Below are 17,290 nucleotides of genomic sequence, written 5' to 3' on the forward strand. Positions count from 1 at the left end.
TACCGCAAGGCAACGAGGAATGGCGATGCATTGGCAGGCCTTGATGGCCGAGATCGACAGGATGCTCGGCTGGATACCGTCGTGGTTTGTCGGCCTCAGCCTGGTCGTCGGCGCGATCCTGCTCGCGCTGTCGTTCTACCGGGTCGCGACATGGCTGCTGAACCGCGCCTTTGGAACCCGTCTTCCGCTGCTCGGCGTGTTCATCGCGCGCACGTCCGGCCCGGCTCAGCTGGCGCTATGTCTGGCGGCCGTCCCTTTGGTCTTGCCGCTGGCGCCGCTCGACGACACGATCCGAACGCCGCTGATGCGCCTGTTCGTCGTGGCCGTCATCGCCCTGATCGGCTGGATCTCGATCAGGGTCGTCGACATGAGCGCGGCGCGCTACCTGCAGAATTTTCGCGATGTCACCGAGAATTTCGTCGCGCGCAAGCACGTGACGCAGGTTCGCGTGTTCAAGCGCGTCACCGACACCATCATCGTCATCATCACGGTGTCCACGGCGCTGATGACGTTCGATTCGGTGCGGCAGTACGGCGTCAGCCTGTTCGCCTCTGCAGGTGCCGCCGGTATCATCGTCGGTCTTGCCGCGCGGCCGCTGCTGAGCAATCTGATCGCGGGCCTGCAGATCGCGATCCCCCAGCCGATCCGCATCGAGGACGTCGTGATCATCGAGAACGAGTGGGGCTGGGTCGAGGACATCGCCTCGACCTATGTCGTGATCCGGCTGTGGGACTGGCGCCGCATGGTGGTGCCGCTGTCCTATTTCATCGAAAAGCCGTTCCAGAACTGGACTCGCGACACCGCATCCCTGATCGGCGTGATCGCGCTCCATGTCGATTATCGTGCCGACGTTCCGCGCATCCGGCGCTGGCTGGAAGAGGCGGTGAAGCAGTCCAAGCTCTGGGACGGGGCGGTGGTCAATCTTCAGGTGATCGACGCGGATGCGCGCACCATCGAGCTGCGGGCGCTGGTCAGCGCGCGGAATGCGCCGCAATCCTGGGACCTGCGCTGCGAGATCAGGGAAAAGCTCGTGGCCTTCATTCGCGATGAGATGCCGGAGGCGCTGCCGCGCGATCGCGCGATCCTGATCCCGTCGGCCGACGATGATGCCGATCTCCTGCGGCGCGCCGGCACACCGGAGAAGGTGCGGGCGGCCGCGCGCAATTGACGCCCAATGCGATCAGCGGCTGCCGACCATGGCGACACCGGCGGGACCGTCCGCGCGCGGTCGCCGCTTGCGCAGCGTTCGCCGCGCCCAGATCAGGAGGCCGGTCGATAGCAGGGTCAGCAGTGCGATTGACGTCACGACATTGAGCGGCGAGGCGATCAGGGCCGACCAGTTTCCCTCGTGGATCAGGCGCGGCCAGTTGCGCGGTAGCGGCGTGACCTCAGACGACGTGATGGCGTAGGCGCGCAACTCGCCGCCGTCGTAAAGTCTCGCCATCATGCGGCCGCCGCGCGTACCGATCGAGATCACATGCGACAGCTCATGCGAGGCTGCGACCATGCGGATCGCGTCGGGCAGGGCGAGGGGGCGACCGCCCGCGCTGGAAGCGGGGGCCGTCTGAAAGGTGAGGCCGAACGCCATGCAGAGGCCGGTCAACGGGCTGAGCAGGATCAGCGGCAGCGTGAACCACGCCGTTCCCTTGTGCCATCCCGAGAGCGTGTTGCGCAGCCGCGGCAATCCCATGACGATGCCGAGCAGCAGGATGATCACCATGGCGAGCGTGGACGCCGTCACCAGCCAGGCCTGTCCCATGAGACGTTCATGAGTGAATCGCGCCCAGAGGAAGACATTCGACAGGGTCGAGCCTGGCGAGGCGGCTTCGCCGGTTGCAAGATCGATTGCCGACGCACTGCTGCCTTGCAGCGTGATGCTGCGGCTGCCGGCGTTGATGGAGAGTCCGCGCGCCTTGCCGTCGGGATCGTACCGCTTCACCAGCTCGATGACGCGACCGGGGTCGATCGCGGGGCCGCCAATGCCACTCGTTTGCACGAGGGGCTCGATGGACAGGATCAGGCCGGTGGCGATGATCACGAACAGCGGGAGAGCGAAGACCAGAGTGATCCAGCGATGAAGTCTCAACAAGGCGGGCTTGTTCATTCGTCGTCCTCAGTGTTCTCTCAGCCGTGCTCGCGCACAGCCGTGCAAAACACAAATGACGCTTTGTCCATGTTGTTGCGTTGACTTGCAGCAACCGGAATTAAAGTTCGCTGCAGCACGCCCTCATCTGGAGACCTTCACTGTGCGCGGATATTGGCCGCCTTCAGCACCGGCTCCCATTTGGTCGCCTCCGCATGCATGTACGCGTCAAAGTCCTTGGCGGAGGAGCCGACCGGCGTTGCGCCGATCTTGTCCAGCGTCGACAGGACGCCTGGATCCTTCAGCGCCGCCTTCAGGTCGGTCTCGAGCTTCGCGACGATCTCGGGCGGCATCTTGGCCGGGCCGAGCACGCCCCACCAGACCGAGACGTCATAGCCGGCTACGCCGGCTTCCGCGACCGTCGGAACGTTCGGCAGCGCCTTGGAGCGCTCGGCCGAGGTCACGGCGAGCGCGCGCACCGGGCCGCCCTCGAGCTGGCCGATCGCTTCGGCGAGCGGATTGATGCTGAGCGGGATCTCGCCGGCGATCACGGCCGTCAGCGCCGGCGCGCCCCCCTTGTAGGGGATCGCGACGATCTTGGCGCCGGACATGTGCTTGAGCAGCTCACCGGCGAGATGGGCCGAAGTGCCGTTGCCGGACATGCCGTAGGAGAGCTTGTCCGGCTCCTTCTTCGCCGCGGCGAGGAGATCGCCGAGCGTCCTGTAGGGACTGTCCTTGGCCACGACGATCGCAAGCGGAGAGGAGGCGACCTCCGTGATGCCCGTGAAATCCTTGAAGGTGTCGTAGGGCACACTCGAATAGATGAACTGGTTCAGGGGATGGCCGCTCGCGACGAGAATGAGCGTGTACCCATCGGGCGCGGCCTGCGTCAGCGCCTGCGAGGCGACGATGCCGCCTGCGCCGGGACGATTGTCGATGACCGGCTGCTGGCCCCAGGTCTTGGCCAGCGCCTGGCCCAGGGTGCGCGCGAGCACATCGACCGCGCCGCCGGCGGCATAGGGGACCAGAATGTGGACCGGCTTGCTCGGATAATTTTCGGCAGCGTGCGTGGCGGCGCCCATCAGCAGACCGGCACCCAGCACCAGCCCGCCGATCGTCTTGTTCAAACCCAGCATATTCCCAGCACTCCTTGAGGGCATTCGCGCGCCCGCGGCGGTCTCCAACAACCCGGTCTCGGACGCCGCCCCGGTGGTTTTTGTTGACGAGACCTGATCTTTTGTACGATAGTACAAATCACATGGCACGCAAGCCCACCAGCAAGGAAGCGGCCCGCAAGCCGAACATGCGCGAGGCGATCCTCGCTGCGGCCGAGGAGCTGTTCGCCACCAACGGCTTCAATGCCGTCTCGGTGCGCGACATCGCGCAAGCCGCCGGGGCCAATCCCGGCAGCGTGACCTATCATTTCAAGACCAAGGACGGTCTGCTGCTCGAGATCTATCGGCGCCATTGTGGGCCGATGAACCTGCGCCGTTCGGAACTGCTCGCGGCCGCGCGGCGCGTGCGCGATCTCCAGGACCGGCTGGAAGCGATCGTGCGCGCCTATGTGGTGCCGGCCTTCACCTCGGGCAGCGACCTTGCCGGCGGCGGAGCGCGCTTTACGCGGCTGCGCGCGGTGATGTCGGCCGAAGGCAACGAGGTCGCGCGCAAGATCATCGCGCAGACTTTCGACGACCCCAGCCATGCCTTCATCGATGCGATCCATGAAAGCCTGCCGCAGATTCCGCGCACCGACATCGTCTGGCGCAGCCACTTCCTGCTCGGCGCGCTCTATTATTCGCTGGTGACGCCGGACCGCGTCACGCGCCTGTCGCGCGGCGAGGCCGACGGCGGCGACGCCGCCAATGCCATCGAGCAGCTGGTGCAGGCGACGGTCGCCTCGTTCCAGGCGCCGCCGCTCGATCATGCCGCGCCGGCGCGGCGGCGGCCGGTTGTCAGCAGCAAGACTTGAAAGAAGCGGCCTCGCTTTCGGTAGTTCACCTGATGACGATGATGTACACGCCGACCATTCCGCCGCCCGATCCGAACACGCGCACGCCCAAGTTCAAGCTGCCGAAACTGTCCTGCGACGCGCATTGCCACATCTTCGGGCCGGGCGCGAAATACCCTTACGCGCCTGATCGCTCCTACACGCCGCCGGATGCGCCGCTCGAGGATTTCAGGGCGCTCCATGCCAAGCTCGGTGTCGAGCGCGCGGTCATCGTTAATGCCAGCGTGCACGGCACCGACAACACGGTGGCGCTCGACGCCATCGCTGAGAGCAACGGCGCCTACCGCGCCGTCGCCAATATCGACGATACCATCACCGAGCGCGGGCTTGTCGTGCTGCACGAGGGCGGCTTCCGCGGCTGCCGCTTCAATTTCGTCCGCCATCTTGGTGGCGTGCCCGACAAGCGCGTGTTCGACCGCGTCATTGCCATGGTCGCGCCGCTCGGCTGGCATATCGACCTGCATTTCGATGCGATCGACCTGTCTGACTATGCCGACATGCTGGCGAGGTTGCCGCTCAGCTACACGATCGACCATATGGGACGCGTGAAGGCGTCCGAGGGACTCGGCCAGCTTCCGTTCAAGATCCTGATCGAGCTGATGCAGCGCGACGAGAAATGCTGGGTCAAGATCTGCGGTTCGGAGCGCGTATCATCCGCTGGCGCGCCGTTTACCGATGCGGTGCCGTTCGCGCAAAGGATCGTCGAGACCGCGCCCGACCGTGTCATCTGGGGCACCGACTGGCCGCACCCCAACGTCAAGGTGATGCCGAACGACGGCGATCTTGTCGATCTGATCCCACTGTTCGCGCCGGAGCCGGAGCTTCAACAGAAGATTCTCGTCGACAACCCTGCGCGCCTGTTCGAGTTCGGTCGATGACAACGATGGCAATCGATACAAAGTCAACGAACGAAAGAGGGGAGTTCGTCCCATGAAGACAGGTCTCGTGGTCACCGCCCATCCCGGCGATTTCGTCTGGCGCGCCGGCGGTGCCATCGCGCTGCATGCGAAGAAGGGCTATCGCATGAAGATCGTCTGCCTGTCCTTCGGCGAGCGCGGCGAGAGCCAGTTCGCCTGGAAGGAGAAGGGCGCGACGCTGGAATCGGTCAAGGCCGGCCGCAAGGACGAAGCGGAGCGGGCGGCGAAGCTTTTGGGCGCCGAGATCGAGTTCTTCGATTGCGGCGATTATCCCCTGAAGCTCACCGAGGCGCATTTCGATCGCATGGTCGACATCTACCGCGAGCTCAACCCGAGCTTCGTGCTGACGCATGCGCTGGAAGATCCCTATAATTTCGACCATCCGAATGCGGCGCATTTCGCGCAGGAGACGCGCGTGGTCGCGCAGGCGATGGGCCACAAGCCCGGCGCGCAGTACAAATATTCCGCGCCCCCTGTGTTCCTGTTCGAGCCGCACCAGCCCGAGCAGTGCAACTACAAGCCGGACACGATCGTCAAGATCGACGAGGTCTGGAAAGAGAAGTACGAGGCGTTCCAGATCCTGGCCGCACAGAAGCACCTCTGGGGTTATTACGAGCGCGTTGCGCTGAACCGTGGCATCCAGGGCAGCCGCAACACGGGCGTGCCCATGACTTATGGCGAAGCCTATCAGCGCCTGTTCCCGACCGTTGCGGAGGAGCTGGCATGAAGCCGGTCGTCGTTCGCAACATCAAGCGTGCCGATCCTGCCGGAATGGCGGAATACGGCGTCTCGACCGTGCACGAGGCCTATGGGCGCATCGGCCTGATGAAGCCCTACCTGCGGCCGGTCTGGTCGGGCGCGGCGATTGCGGGTCCTGCCGTCACCGTGCTGGCGCAGCCCGGCGACAACTGGATGATCCATGTCGCGGTCGAGCAGTGCAGGAAGGGCGACATCCTCGTGGTCGGCTGCACCACCGACAATACCGACGGCATGTTCGGCGAGCTGCTGGCGACCTCGCTGCAGGCGCGGGGCGTGCAGGGGCTGGTCATCGATGCCGGCTGCCGCGACGTCAAAGCCCTGCACGAGATGAAGTTTCCGGTGTGGTCGCGCGCGGTCTCGGCCAAGGGCACGGTCAAGGCGACGCTCGGTTCGGTCAACGTCCCCGTGGTCTGCGCCGGCGTCAATGTCGATCCCGGCGACGTCATCGTGGCCGACGACGATGGCGTCGTCGTGGTGGGGAAGCGCTATGCGGCTGAAGTTGCCGAGAAGGCGAGGAAGCGCAACGCGGATGAGGGCGGCAAGCGCACGCGCCTCGCCTCGGGTGAGCTGGGTCTCGACATGTACAACATGCGCGAGGCGCTGGCGAAGGCCGGGCTCGTCTATGTCGACAATCCCGAGGACGTCTGAGGCGGAGCGGGCGGATGGATCGTCTCAAGCTGAAGGCCGTGCTCGGCAGTCACCCCCACGTCCAGGCGGTGAAGGGCGGCACGCTGCGCTCCGATCTTCTTGAGCTGGACTTCATCGAGTACACGCCGACCAACCCCGCGTTAAAGCCGATGGTGCGGGAGCAGGCCTTCGACGTCTGCGAGATGGCGATCGTCACCTATCTGATGGCGAAGGCGCATGGCAAGCCGCTGGTGCTGTTGCCGGCGACCATGCTCGGCCGTTTCCAGCATTCTTATGCCCTCTACAATCCCGCCCGGGGAACGCTCGGTCCATCCGACCTCGAAGGCAAGCGCGTCGGCATCCGCTCGTTCACGACGACGACCGGCGCCTGGATCAGGGGCATCCTCGCCAACGACTACGGCGTGAGCCTCGACAAGATCCACTGGATCACCTTCGAGGACCCGCACGTGGCCGAATATGTCGACACCACCGAACGCGCTCCGAAGGACAAGAAGGTCCTGCAGATGCTGCTCGACGGCGAGCTCGACGCCGTGCTTGGCGAGACCTCCGACAATCCCAGGCTCTCGCCTCTGTTTCCCGATCCGGCTGTGGAAGCCGCCAGATGGTACGCCAAGCGCGGCGTCGTGCCGGTCAATCATCTCGTGGTCGTGACCGAGCAGCTTGCGAGATCGCGCCCCGACGTGGTCGCGGGCGTCTATGATCTGCTCAAGCGGAACAAGGAGCAGATGGGGCCTGTGGCAACGCCCGATTTGGTTCCGTTCGGTGTCGAGGCCAACCGGAAGCCACTCGAGCTGATCATCGACTATGTGTTCCAGCAGGCGCTGATTCCGCGCCGCTATGCGGTCGAGGAGCTGTTCGACGAGACGACGCGAGGATTGAATTGATGGCGGATCCGAAGCGATGGCAGATCGGGCTGGTCGGTTATGGCGAGGTCGGCCGGATCCTGGCCGAGGATTTGCGCCAGCAGGATATCAAGGTCTCCGCCTATGACATCAAGCTCGGAAGCGAGCAGGGCGCTTCTCTGAAGGAGCACGCGGCAAGATTCGGTGTGGCGCTTGCCGCCTCTCACGCGGAGCTGACCGCGAAATGCGATTTCGTCATCTCCGCCGTCACCGCCAGCCAGGCCGTGCCGGTGGCGAAGGCCTGCGCGGCGGCGATCAACCAGGGCACCTGGTTCCTGGATTTCAATTCGGCCTCTCCCGGCGCCAAGCAACGCGCGGCGGCACTGATCGATGGTGGAGGCGGTCGCTATGTCGAGGGCGCGGTGATGACCTCGGTGCCACCTTATCGCATCAAGGTGCCGCTGCTGCTCGGCGGTTCCGGCGCGAGGGAGCTGGAGCCGCTGCTGAACGCGATCGGCTTTGCCGCGAAGGTCGCCAGCGACAAGTTAGGTGTGTCCTCGGCGGTGAAGATGTGCCGCAGCATCATGATCAAGGGTCTCGAGGCCATGGTCATCGAGAGTTTCACGACCGCTCGCGCCTATGGGGTCGAAGACGCGGTGCTGGCCTCGCTCACAGAGACGTTCCCCGCCATCGACTGGGAGAAGCAGGGCGCCTATTTCTTCCAGCGCGTGATCGAGCACGGTCGCCGGCGGGCCGAGGAAGTACGTGAGGTCGCCGAGACCGTGCGCGAGGCGGGGCTGACGCCATGGTCGGCGCAGGGCACCGCCGAGCGGCAGGCCTGGGTCGCAGATCTCGCCGATGAAGGATTGTTTGGCGCCAGGGGCACGAAGGAGTTCGCCCGCAGCGCTGATTGGCGGACCGAGGCCGACCGGATATTGGCGAAGATCAGGCGCTGACGCCGAACATCGCTGTTCAGCTCAAGACCTTGCTGCCGTCGCGATAGTTCGAGATTTCGTCGCGGGCGAGTTCGATCGCATCGACCAGGCTCTTGGCCTTGCGTACGACCTGCTCCTTGGCGGGCGCGGTGCGGAACTCGGCGAGGATCATGCGGATGCATTTGTCGGCGGTATCGAGCGTCCAGAGCGCGCGCGTCATGTCGTCCTGTGTATGGATCGCCGCGATATCGAGGCCCGACAACACTTCGCCGATTCCGTTCAATCGCTTGACGGCCGTTTCCGCAGGCGTGTTGGCGCGAATGGAGCGGTCATCGATGCTACTGAAGGCGTTGAACATATACGTGCTTTCCCACTGAACCCGGATGGTTCAGAGCGTCCCTTGATATGATCCTGATGGCCTCTTGTGCAATGCGCGCAGCTACGGTCCGGGATTCTACCGGCTCGGTTTCAGGCAAGAATCGGCTGTGAAATCAGCGCGAAACGGCTCGGTCATCAGCTGCGTGTCCCGACGATTTTACCGCTGGACGTCCCACCGAACCCGGTTCAGCTCCCGGGCCGGAACAGAACGGGCCGCTGCCGGACAAACGTCTGCCGGCCACTCTTGAAACCCATCACGACATCAGGCAGCTCGGCGATGGCAAAGCGGCTATCCCTCGTGTCGAGCACGACGAGATCGGCGGGGTTGCCGAGCTTGATGCCGTAATCGCTAAGGTTCATCAGCCGCGCCGGCTGGTCGGTCACGAGGTCGAGGCAGATGTCGAAATCGCTCACCGCGGCGTGCGCGACGTTGGCGTAGAAGTTCGCCATCCGCAGCAGCGATGCATCACCGAACGGCGTGAAGGGATTGAGCACATTGTTGGTCGCGACCGAGCACACGACGCCGTCGCGCGCGAGCTTGTGGGCAAGGGTCAGCCCGCGCGGCGCGTTGTGGCTGGCCTCGCGCCCCATCAGATAGAGATCGGTCGCGGGCAGCACCGTGACGGCGACGCCGGCTCTTGCCAGTTGCGCGGTGGCCGCCTTCATCCGCTCCGGCGGCAGGGCCGAAAGTTTCGTCGCATGGCCGATCGCGACCCGTCCGCCATAGTTTCGCCGCTCGGTTTGCCGGCAGACCTCATCGAGATGCCACCAGGAGGGATCGAGATCGAAATCCAGATGAAGGTCGACGTCGACGTCGAAGTCCTCCGCGAGATCGAAGATGCGCGCGAGATGCGCATTCGGGTCGGTGTCCATATAGGGGCAGCCGCCGATTGCGTCGCCGCCGTCGCGCAGCGCTTGAACCAGCAGCTCGTCGCTGCCGGGGTCGTTGGTGAGGCCCTCCTGCGGGAAGACGCAGAGCGACAGGTCGATCGCCCAGGCGTAGTCGCGTTTCAGCGCCGTGACGGCCTCGAAGCCACGCAAACCGATGCGGGGGTCGATCTCGACATGCGTACGCATCCGCGTCGTGCCGTTCACGATGGCGCGCTCGAGCACCCGCGCGCCGCGCGCGTAGACGTCCTCGACCGTAAAATCCTTCTTCATCCCCGCGACGGCGCGGATCGCTTCCGAGACGCTGCCGTGATTGTGCCCGCAGCGGTCGAGCAGGCAGGCCTTGTCGAGATGGATGTGGGTGTCGACGAAGCCGGGCAGGGCGAGTTGCCCGCCGAGGTCGATCTCGACCGCCTCGCAGGTGAGCTTTGGCTCGATGGCGGCGACGCGACCATCCTTCACGCCGATGTCGACGGGTGCAGCGGATGATCGCAACAGCGCGTTACGGAAGATCAGGTCGAAGGCGGCTCGGGTGGTCATGGCATCGAATTCAGCTGTGGCAGCCTAGCCGAAGCTCGCGCAGCAGGCAGCTCCAGATTGTGTGCAGTTGTATCGCGACATTGTTCAAAAAATGTGCATGCACTTTAGCACGTGAATTGTAGAATGCCGGCATCCCGGAGAACCAGATGTCCGCCCCCGCAACAGCCGAACGTCCGATGGCCGACGCCGAGATTGTCGAAGCGTATCTCACCGCCTCGATGATACCAGATCCCGATGCGGCCGCGGCCTATATGAAGCCGGGCACGGTGATCACGTTCACCGGCGGACGCGAGTTCGATCATCCGCGCGGGCCGACCGGCTTCAACGCCAGGCGCTATCGCTGGGTCAAGAAGAAGATGGACCGGTTCGATGTCTGTCCCGGCAAGGACGAAACCGTGGTCTACAGTGTCGGCACGCTCTATGGCGAGTGGATGGACGGCACGCCGTTCGAAGGCAATCGCTATGTCGATCGCTTCGTCGTCAAAGACGGCCAGATCGTGAAGATGGACGTCTGGAACGACAGCGCCGAGCGCATCCTCGTACGGCGCGGCATCGAGGCCTAGCCTTTCCGCGCCACCTTGGGCAGCTTGACCACGCGATGGCCGGCCTCTTCGTCGGCGTAGGGCGCCAAGATATCGAGCAAGTCCCGGCCGCGTTGCGGAGCGGGGGCCACGAGTGCACGATTGGCCACGGAATCCAGGTGATGGTGCATCAACTCCATCACCTTGGCCGCGTCGCCCTTGGCAAGCGCGGCAATGATGGCGCGATGCTCGTTGATGGCGCACTCGGTCGAATGTGGCCGGCTGTAGAGTGACAGGGTCAGGCAGCAGCGATAGGCCACTTCGCTGACATAGCGCACCAGGATCGGGCTGTTCGTCATGTGCGCGAGCAAGATGTGGAATTCGGTCGCGAGCCGGATCGAGACCGCGTCCGTGCCGCCACGGGCGCGATCCTCGGCATCGACATGGGCGTTCAGCTCGGCGATCTGAGCCTTGGTCAGCTTGCCGGCGAGCTGGCGCACGACCAGGCGCTCGAGCTCGATGCGGATGTCGAAAGCATCGCGCGCCTCCTGCCAGCTCGGCGTCGCCACCACCGCGATGCGGTTGCGGCGCAGCTCGACCAGACCTTCGGCGGCGAGTTGCCCCAGCGCGTGGCGGGCGATGGTGCGGCTGACGCCGAAGCGCTCGCCGAGCGCGTCCTCGGGCAGCTTTGCGCCGGGCTCCAGCGCCTGCTCGATGATCGCGCGCCGCAGCGCGCGGCAGATCACGCTGACCTTGTCTGACGATTCAGAAGTCTTGCTGCTTAGGCGCGCCGCCATCGGCGAATCCTTCAGGAAAGATCAAGGCTTCCCTTTAGCACAGCCTTGCGGTGATCCGGCGCTCCAATTGCATGCAGTTTGGAGCCGGGATTGCCTAAATCGAGTCCCGCCTTCCGGCGCGGAGAGGCGGCGAGGTCATCGATTTTGCTTGGGGCGGGAGCTGGCATCCAGCTTGCATGCACTTTGGCTGTGATGCGCATGCAACCCAACGCCCAATTTGACGGTCCGCCCGCTTCCGAAGGCGCCGTCGCGACCGCGATCGAGCTGTCCGAGGCCTCCGTGACCTTCGGGCGCGGGGACCGTGCCGTGCCGGCTTTGTCGAAGACCACGCTCAAGATCGCCGACGGCGAGTTTGTCGCACTGGTCGGCCCGTCCGGATGCGGCAAATCGACCATTTTGCGTCTCGTCAGCGGCCTGGTGCAGCCGACCAGCGGCGTCGTCATCGTCGGCGGCCGCGAGGTCGCGGCGCGGGCGATGCGGGTCGGCATGGCGTTCCAGAATCCGACCATGCTGCCGTGGATGACGATCGAGCGGAACATCATGCTGCCGCTGAAGATCGTCGAGCCGTTCCGCTCGAACTTCCGCAAGCTGCGCAAGACCGAGTTTCGCGACAAGGCCGATGCACTGCTGGAGCAGGTCGGCCTCAAAGGCTTCGGCAACCGCTACCCGTGGCAGCTCTCCGGCGGCATGCTCCAGCGCGCCAATCTGTGCCGCGCGTTGATCCATGAGCCGCGCCTGCTGCTGCTGGACGAGCCGTTCGGCGCGCTCGACCAGTTCACCCGCGAGGAGCTGTGGACGATCCTCCAGACCCTCTGGATGATGCACAAGCCGACGGTGCTGCTGGTCACCCACGATCTGCGCGAGGCGGGCTTCCTGGCCAGCCGTATCTGCGTGATGAGCGCGCGGCCCGGCCGCATCCTCGACGACAGCCGCGTCGAGTTCGCACGGCCGCGCACCGTGCCGATGACGTTCGAGCCGGATTTCGTCGCGTTGAACCAGAAGCTGCGTGCCTTCATCGAGGACGCGCGTAGCGCTAGCGTGCAGGGGACAGGCTGATGTTCGGGATCGATGTCAGACAGAAGGCGTGGTCGGCGGGACTGATCGTGCTGTTCTTCGCCGCCTGGGAATTGTTCTGCCTGATGACGGGCATGTCCGACCTGGTGCTGCCGCGGCCCTCGCAGGTGTTCGTGACGCTGGTTCAGCGCTTTCCGGTGCTGTGGCCGCACATCGTGCAGACGCTCGCCACCACCATGCTCGGCTTCGTGCTCGGCGTCGCGCTCGGTGTTGCGCTTGGCGCCATCATCGGCGTCTCCAAGACGGCCTATGATACCTGCTATCCACTCCTGATCGGCTTCTCCTCGATCCCCAAGGTCGCGGTGGTGCCGATCTTCGTGCTGTGGTTCGGCTCCGGCACGGTGCCGGCGGTGCTGACCGCGCTGTCGATCTGCTTCTTTCCGATCGTCGTCAACATCGCGACGGGGCTTGCGACCACCGAGCCCGAGCTCGAGGACGTCTTGAAGGCACTCGGCGCCAGCAAGCTCGACATCCTCTGGAATGTCGGTCTGCCCCGGACCATGCCGTTCTTCTTTGCCTCGCTGAAGGTCGCGATCTCCTACGCCTTCGTCGGCGCGGTGCTGTCGGAGACGGTCGCCTCCAACCGCGGCATCGGCAACGTCATGATGACCGCATCCTCCAATTTCAACGTGCCGTTGGTGTTCGCCGGCTTGTTCGTGCTCGCCGGCCTCGGCGTCGCGCTCTACGTCGTGTTCTCGCTGATCGAGGGGCGGGTCACCGGCTGGGCCACGCGCAAGAACGACGTGATTGCCACCTGATTTTCAAACCGTCATGCAACGAAGCTTGAGGAGGTCTCGATGTTGAGAAGAGTAACTGCGGCGCTGTTGGGGTTGGCCCTGTCCACGGGGGCTGCGATGGCTCAGGAGACCACGATCAAGTTCACGCTGGGCTGGAAAACTCAAGGCAGCGATGCCGCCTTCTTCTATGCCAAGGACAACGGCTTCTTCAAAGAGGAAGGCCTGAACGTCGTCATCGACCAGGGCGAGGGCTCCGGTGCTACCGTCACGCGCATCATGTCCGGCGCCTATGACGCTGGGTTCGGCGACGTCAATGCGATCATCCAGAACGCCTCCACCAAGCCGCAGGAGGCCCCCATCATGGTCTACATGATGTGGAACCAGCCGCCGTTCGCGATCGTCGCCAAGAAGACCAGCGGCATCAACTCCATCAAGGATTTCGAGGGCCACACCCTCGGCGGCGCGCAGGGCACGCCGACGACCCGCCTGTTGCCGGTGTTCACGCGCAAGAACGGGCTCGACAACGAGAAGATCAAGATTTCCAACATGGCGCCGAACCTTCAGGAGCCGATGCTGATCAAGGGCGACATCGACGGAGCGCTCGTCTTCAACATCACCAGCTATTTCAATCTCGTGCTCAACCGCCAGGATCCGGACAAGGACTTCAAATGGTTCTCGTTCGGTGACTACGGCCTCGACCTCTATTCCAACGGCGTGATGGTCTCGAAAAAGCTGATCGCGTCGAACCCGAAGGCGGTCGCGGGCCTCGTGCGCGCGATCAACAAAGGCGCGATCGCGGTTGCGAAGGACCAGAATGCCGGGATGAAGGCGGCGCTGAACTACGACAATCTCATCAATGCCGATGTCGAGAAGCGCCGGCTGCAATATTCCTACGAGAAGCTGATCGTCTCGCCGGAGATGAAGGAGATCGGCATCGGCGACATCAAGGACGACCGCATGACCCGGGCCATCGGCATCGTGGTCGAGGGCTATCAGCTCGCCCGCGCGCCGACGCCGGCGGAGGGGTTCTCGCGCGAATTCCTGCCGCCGCGCGCGGAGCGGGAGCTGGTGTATACTGCCAACTGATTTCGGAGAGAGGGTCATGGCCACGGAGATTTCGGCAACCAGCCTGTTCCGTGGCCCCGATCGCGGTGTCAGCGACAATGTCGTGCTGCGGCACGACGGCGGCGTCATCACCGACGTCTCGGAGAGGGCGGGGGCCGCGAGCGGCCCGCGCTCCCTCGTCGTTCCGGCCTTCGTCAACGCCCATGACCACGCCCGCGCCACAGCATCGTCATTCGGCGCGGTCGGCATGCCCCTGGAAAGCTGGATCCTGCGCACCGCGCTCGGCACGCCGGTCGATCCTTACCTGACCGCCGCTTCTGCACTGGCCCGTTCCGCAAGGGCCGGCTGCGCGGCCATGATGGTCCACTACACCCGGCCGAGCGGGACAATGCCCTTGCTCGATGAAGCCAGGGCGGTTGCGAAAGCGGCGTCGGACGTCGGCATCCGCATGGCCTTTGCGATTGCGGTGCGCGACCAGAACCCGATCGTCTATGGCGATGCCGAGCCGGTGCTGTCCGGTCTGGCGCGCGACGACCGCAGGACCATCGAAGAGTTGTTCATCCGCGCGCCGATGTCGCCAGCGGCCTATATCGAGCTGACCGATGCCATTGCCGCTTCCATCGCCGGCCCGATGGTCGACGTGCAGCTCGGGCCTGCCGGCGTGCAATGGTGCTCGAAACCGCTACTGGAGGCGGTGGCCGAAAACTCGGCTCGGACGGGGCGACGCGTCCACATGCATCTCCTGGAGACCGTGTATCAGCGCGCCTGGGCCGACCAGAACTTTCCGGGCATGCTTGCCTATCTGCGCGATATCGGCTTCCTCTCGGAGCGGCTGACGCTGGCGCATTGCATTCACGCCCGCCCGGACGAGCTCGAGATGATCGCAGCTTCGGGTGCGCGCATCGTCACCAATTTCAGCTCGAACATGCACTTGCGCTCGGGCCTCGCCCCGATCGCCGCCGCGCACAAATGCGGCTGTTCCATTGCGGTCGGTGTCGATGGGCTGGCGCTGGACGAGGACGACGACATCTTGCGCGAGATGCGGCTGGGTCAGATGGTCCATGGCGGCCTCGGCTTCAAGGCGACATGGAAGCCGGCCGAGCTATTCTCTCTCGCCATCCGCAATGGGCGCCGTGCGACCGGTGCGCCCGGGAGCGGGGAGCTGGCCGCCGGCAACCCCGCCGACTATGTCGTGATCGATCTCGATCGGCTCGACCGCGATCGGATCATGCCTGTCGATCCCATGACGCTGCTGTTCGCGCGCGGCAACGCCTCGCTGGTGCAGGAGGTCGTCGTTGCAGGCAAGACCATCGTCGGCGATGGCGTCTGTGCCGGCGTCGACCTGCCGGCCATCGAGCAGGAGTTGCGAGCGATGTACCGCGCCAATGTCGGCACGCTCGAGAGCTTCAGGCAGATGTGGTCGCCGCTGTCGGAGCGGGTCACCGGCTGGTTCGAGCGACAGCTCACCTGCGAATAGGGCTGGGCGCAACGCGCGCGCTGGTCTCGCCGATATCAAACCGCGATAGCTGATAAGCGGAACCTCGTCTGGCGACCGGTCCGACTCTGCGCTATCACGCGCTGGGCCGCGCTCCAGCGCTGCCGAGATCTGTTCAAGGAGCCCCCAATGCGTCTTCCTACCATCTTCCTGGCCGTCATATGCCTTGCTGGCGCAGCTTCGGCTGAAGACCTCACGGGCACGCTCCAGAAGATCAAGGAGACCAAGAAAATCACACTCGGCTATCAGGAGGCCTCGGTGCCGTTCAGCTATCTCGACGGTAACCAGAAGCCGGTCGGCTTTGCCATGGACATCTGCCTCAGGATCGTCGATGCCGTGAAGAAGCAGCTTGGCATGCCCGACATCGCCGTCGACACCCTCGCGGTGACCTCGTCGAACCGGATCCCTCTGATGGTCAACGGTACGCTCGATCTGCACTGCTCGGCGACCACGAACAACGCCGACCGCCAGAAGCAGGTCGCCTTCACCAACACGCACTTCCTCAGCGCGACGCGCTTTGCGGCCAAGAAGGCCGCGAAGATCAACACCATCGACGATCTCAAGGGCAAGGCGGTCACGGCTGTGGCCGGCTCGGTCAACCTGACGCAGCTCGCCAAAGTCAACACCGAGCGGAATCTCGGCATCAACATCATGCCGGCCAAGGATCAGGCCGAGGCTTTCCTGCTGCTGGAGACCGACCGCGCCCAGGCCTACGCTCTCGACGACGTGCAGCTGGCCGTGGCGATCGCACGCTCCAAGGAGCCGCAAGCCTTCATGATCAGCGAGGAAGCGTTCTCCAAGCCGGAGCCCTACGGCATCATGCTGCGGCGAGAGGATGCGCCGTTCAAGGCGCTCGCCGATCGCGCCACCGCGGAGCTTTACGCGAGCCCCGAGATCGAGGTGCTCTACAAGAAGTGGCTGCAATCGCCGACGCCGCCGAACGGCCTCAACTACAACGTCCCGATGTCACCGGCCCTGCGCAACGCCTTCAAGAAGCCGAGCTCCAGCGCCGATCCTGATGTGTATATGGTGAACTGAGGCGAAGGCGCCGGCCTGCGGCGCTCCGGTCGCCGTTTCGTGATCGATCGTATGATTGCGAACTAATAGATAGTCTCCTATCTAATCAGGGTGGCTCCCTCACAAGCTCATATCCATGCTGAACTCGGCCGGCTCGTCGCGCGCCTCGGCCGGGTTTGGCGCCGTGAGTCGGATCAGGCGTTGTCCGACCATGGACTGTCCTATGCCACTGCCATTCCGCTTCTGGTGCTGTCGCGCCAGGGCGAGAATGTGCGCCAGGGCGTGCTGGCGGACGAACTCGGCATTGAAGGGCCGTCGCTGGTGCGGCTGATCGACCTGCTTCAGGCGGAAGGTCTCGTGGAACGCCGCGAGGACCCCACCGACCGCCGCGCCAAGACGCTGCATCTGACCAGGGCGGGCGAGGCCAAAGTCGAGCAGACGAACCGGATCTTGCGGCGTGTTCGGGCCAACCTCCTGAAGGATATCGGGCCCGAGGAACTTGCGGTCACCTTCGAGACTCTTCAGCGCATCGAACAGCGGACCAGTCGTCTGCAGGACGTCAAGACCGGTCCCGAGCTGAAATAGC

Annotated in this window: 19 protein-coding genes; 14 read left to right on the forward strand and 5 right to left on the reverse strand. The window is 64.5% G+C overall.

Going from position 1 to position 17,290, the window contains the following annotated elements; all coding sequences use genetic code 11:
• Nucleotides 1-25: 25 nt before the first annotated feature.
• Entirely contained in the window at nucleotides 26-1,168 is a 1,143-nt protein-coding gene (locus X268_RS11380; RefSeq protein WP_128929221.1) for a mechanosensitive ion channel family protein, read from the forward strand.
• A 12-nt stretch (nucleotides 1,169-1,180) separates the two neighbouring features.
• Here X268_RS11380 and X268_RS11385 read toward each other — a convergent pair whose 3' ends face one another.
• Nucleotides 1,181-2,104 (reverse strand): PepSY-associated TM helix domain-containing protein, encoded by a 924-nt coding sequence (locus tag X268_RS11385; RefSeq protein ID WP_128925039.1) that lies wholly within the window; start codon nucleotides 2,102-2,104, stop codon nucleotides 1,181-1,183.
• Nucleotides 2,105-2,241: 137 nt separating this feature from the next.
• Nucleotides 2,242-3,219, reverse strand: a complete 978-nt coding sequence (locus X268_RS11390; protein WP_128925040.1) for a tripartite tricarboxylate transporter substrate binding protein — start codon at nucleotides 3,217-3,219, stop codon at nucleotides 2,242-2,244.
• Nucleotides 3,220-3,341: 122 nt separating this feature from the next.
• Between X268_RS11390 and X268_RS11395 the strand changes: the two genes are divergently transcribed.
• Genes X268_RS11395 through X268_RS11420 form a run of 6 tightly spaced genes read left to right on the forward strand, consistent with a single transcriptional unit; the run spans nucleotide 3,342 to nucleotide 8,213 of the window.
• Nucleotides 3,342-4,052, forward strand: coding sequence for a TetR/AcrR family transcriptional regulator (locus X268_RS11395; RefSeq protein WP_128925041.1), 711 nt, complete (start codon nucleotides 3,342-3,344; stop codon nucleotides 4,050-4,052).
• Between the two features lie 32 nt (nucleotides 4,053-4,084).
• A complete protein-coding gene (locus X268_RS11400) occupies nucleotides 4,085-4,969 on the forward strand; it encodes an amidohydrolase family protein (RefSeq protein WP_128929222.1) in 885 nt (294 codons plus the stop codon).
• A 52-nt stretch (nucleotides 4,970-5,021) separates the two neighbouring features.
• Entirely contained in the window at nucleotides 5,022-5,735 is a 714-nt protein-coding gene (locus X268_RS11405) for a PIG-L deacetylase family protein (RefSeq protein ID WP_128925042.1), read from the forward strand.
• On the forward strand, nucleotides 5,732-6,415 hold the full coding sequence (locus tag X268_RS11410) for a 4-carboxy-4-hydroxy-2-oxoadipate aldolase/oxaloacetate decarboxylase (RefSeq protein ID WP_128925043.1): 684 nt from the start codon (nucleotides 5,732-5,734) through the stop codon (nucleotides 6,413-6,415). The genes X268_RS11405 and X268_RS11410 overlap by 4 nt, the downstream gene beginning before the upstream one ends.
• A 14-nt stretch (nucleotides 6,416-6,429) precedes the next feature.
• Entirely contained in the window at nucleotides 6,430-7,299 is an 870-nt protein-coding gene (locus X268_RS11415; protein ID WP_128925044.1) for a substrate-binding domain-containing protein, read from the forward strand.
• Nucleotides 7,299-8,213, forward strand: a complete 915-nt coding sequence (locus tag X268_RS11420; protein ID WP_128925045.1) for an NAD(P)-dependent oxidoreductase — start codon at nucleotides 7,299-7,301, stop codon at nucleotides 8,211-8,213. The genes X268_RS11415 and X268_RS11420 overlap by 1 nt, the downstream gene beginning before the upstream one ends.
• 16 nt (nucleotides 8,214-8,229) lie before the next feature.
• On the opposite strand, the gene X268_RS11425 is transcribed toward X268_RS11420, so the two are convergent.
• Together X268_RS11425 and X268_RS11430 are read right to left on the reverse strand one after the other, a co-directional pair.
• Nucleotides 8,230-8,550: a hypothetical protein gene (locus X268_RS11425; RefSeq protein ID WP_128925046.1), complete on the reverse strand. Its 321-nt coding sequence runs from the start codon at nucleotides 8,548-8,550 to the stop codon at nucleotides 8,230-8,232.
• A 206-nt stretch (nucleotides 8,551-8,756) separates the two neighbouring features.
• Nucleotides 8,757-9,998 (reverse strand): amidohydrolase family protein, encoded by a 1,242-nt coding sequence (locus tag X268_RS11430; RefSeq protein ID WP_128925047.1) that lies wholly within the window; start codon nucleotides 9,996-9,998, stop codon nucleotides 8,757-8,759.
• A 146-nt stretch (nucleotides 9,999-10,144) separates the two neighbouring features.
• On the opposite strand from X268_RS11430, the gene X268_RS11435 reads away from it, so the two are divergent.
• Nucleotides 10,145-10,561: a nuclear transport factor 2-like protein gene (locus X268_RS11435; protein WP_128925048.1), complete on the forward strand. Its 417-nt coding sequence runs from the start codon at nucleotides 10,145-10,147 to the stop codon at nucleotides 10,559-10,561.
• Here the strand turns inward: X268_RS11435 and X268_RS11440 are convergent.
• Nucleotides 10,558-11,316: a GntR family transcriptional regulator gene (locus X268_RS11440; protein WP_128925049.1), complete on the reverse strand. Its 759-nt coding sequence runs from the start codon at nucleotides 11,314-11,316 to the stop codon at nucleotides 10,558-10,560. The genes X268_RS11435 and X268_RS11440 overlap by 4 nt on opposite strands.
• Nucleotides 11,317-11,514: 198 nt before the next feature.
• Between X268_RS11440 and X268_RS11445 the strand changes: the two genes are divergently transcribed.
• From X268_RS11445 to X268_RS11470, 6 genes are all read left to right on the forward strand, one after another.
• The gene (locus X268_RS11445) at nucleotides 11,515-12,372 is read left to right on the forward strand and encodes an ABC transporter ATP-binding protein (RefSeq protein ID WP_128925050.1); all 858 of its coding nucleotides are present in this window, start codon (nucleotides 11,515-11,517) and stop codon (nucleotides 12,370-12,372) included.
• Nucleotides 12,372-13,148, forward strand: coding sequence for an ABC transporter permease (locus X268_RS11450; RefSeq protein ID WP_128925051.1), 777 nt, complete (start codon nucleotides 12,372-12,374; stop codon nucleotides 13,146-13,148). The genes X268_RS11445 and X268_RS11450 overlap by 1 nt, the downstream gene beginning before the upstream one ends.
• A 39-nt stretch (nucleotides 13,149-13,187) precedes the next feature.
• On the forward strand, nucleotides 13,188-14,213 hold the full coding sequence (locus X268_RS11455; RefSeq protein ID WP_128925052.1) for an ABC transporter substrate-binding protein: 1,026 nt from the start codon (nucleotides 13,188-13,190) through the stop codon (nucleotides 14,211-14,213).
• Nucleotides 14,214-14,229: 16 nt separating this feature from the next.
• Nucleotides 14,230-15,669 carry an amidohydrolase family protein gene (locus tag X268_RS11460; RefSeq protein ID WP_128925053.1) on the forward strand — a complete coding sequence of 480 codons (1,440 nt, stop codon included), beginning with the start codon at nucleotides 14,230-14,232 and terminating at the stop codon, nucleotides 15,667-15,669.
• 147 nt (nucleotides 15,670-15,816) lie between these two features.
• Complete coding sequence (locus X268_RS11465; protein WP_128925054.1) at nucleotides 15,817-16,725, forward strand: amino acid ABC transporter substrate-binding protein; 909 nt, start codon at nucleotides 15,817-15,819, stop codon at nucleotides 16,723-16,725.
• Between the two features lie 90 nt (nucleotides 16,726-16,815).
• Nucleotides 16,816-17,289 carry a MarR family winged helix-turn-helix transcriptional regulator gene (locus X268_RS11470; RefSeq protein WP_164937669.1) on the forward strand — a complete coding sequence of 158 codons (474 nt, stop codon included), beginning with the start codon at nucleotides 16,816-16,818 and terminating at the stop codon, nucleotides 17,287-17,289.
• Nucleotide 17,290: the final 1 nt, after the last annotated feature.

It is taken from the genome of Bradyrhizobium guangxiense (assembly GCF_004114915.1).
Classification (GTDB): Bacteria; Pseudomonadota; Alphaproteobacteria; order Rhizobiales; family Xanthobacteraceae; genus Bradyrhizobium; species Bradyrhizobium guangxiense.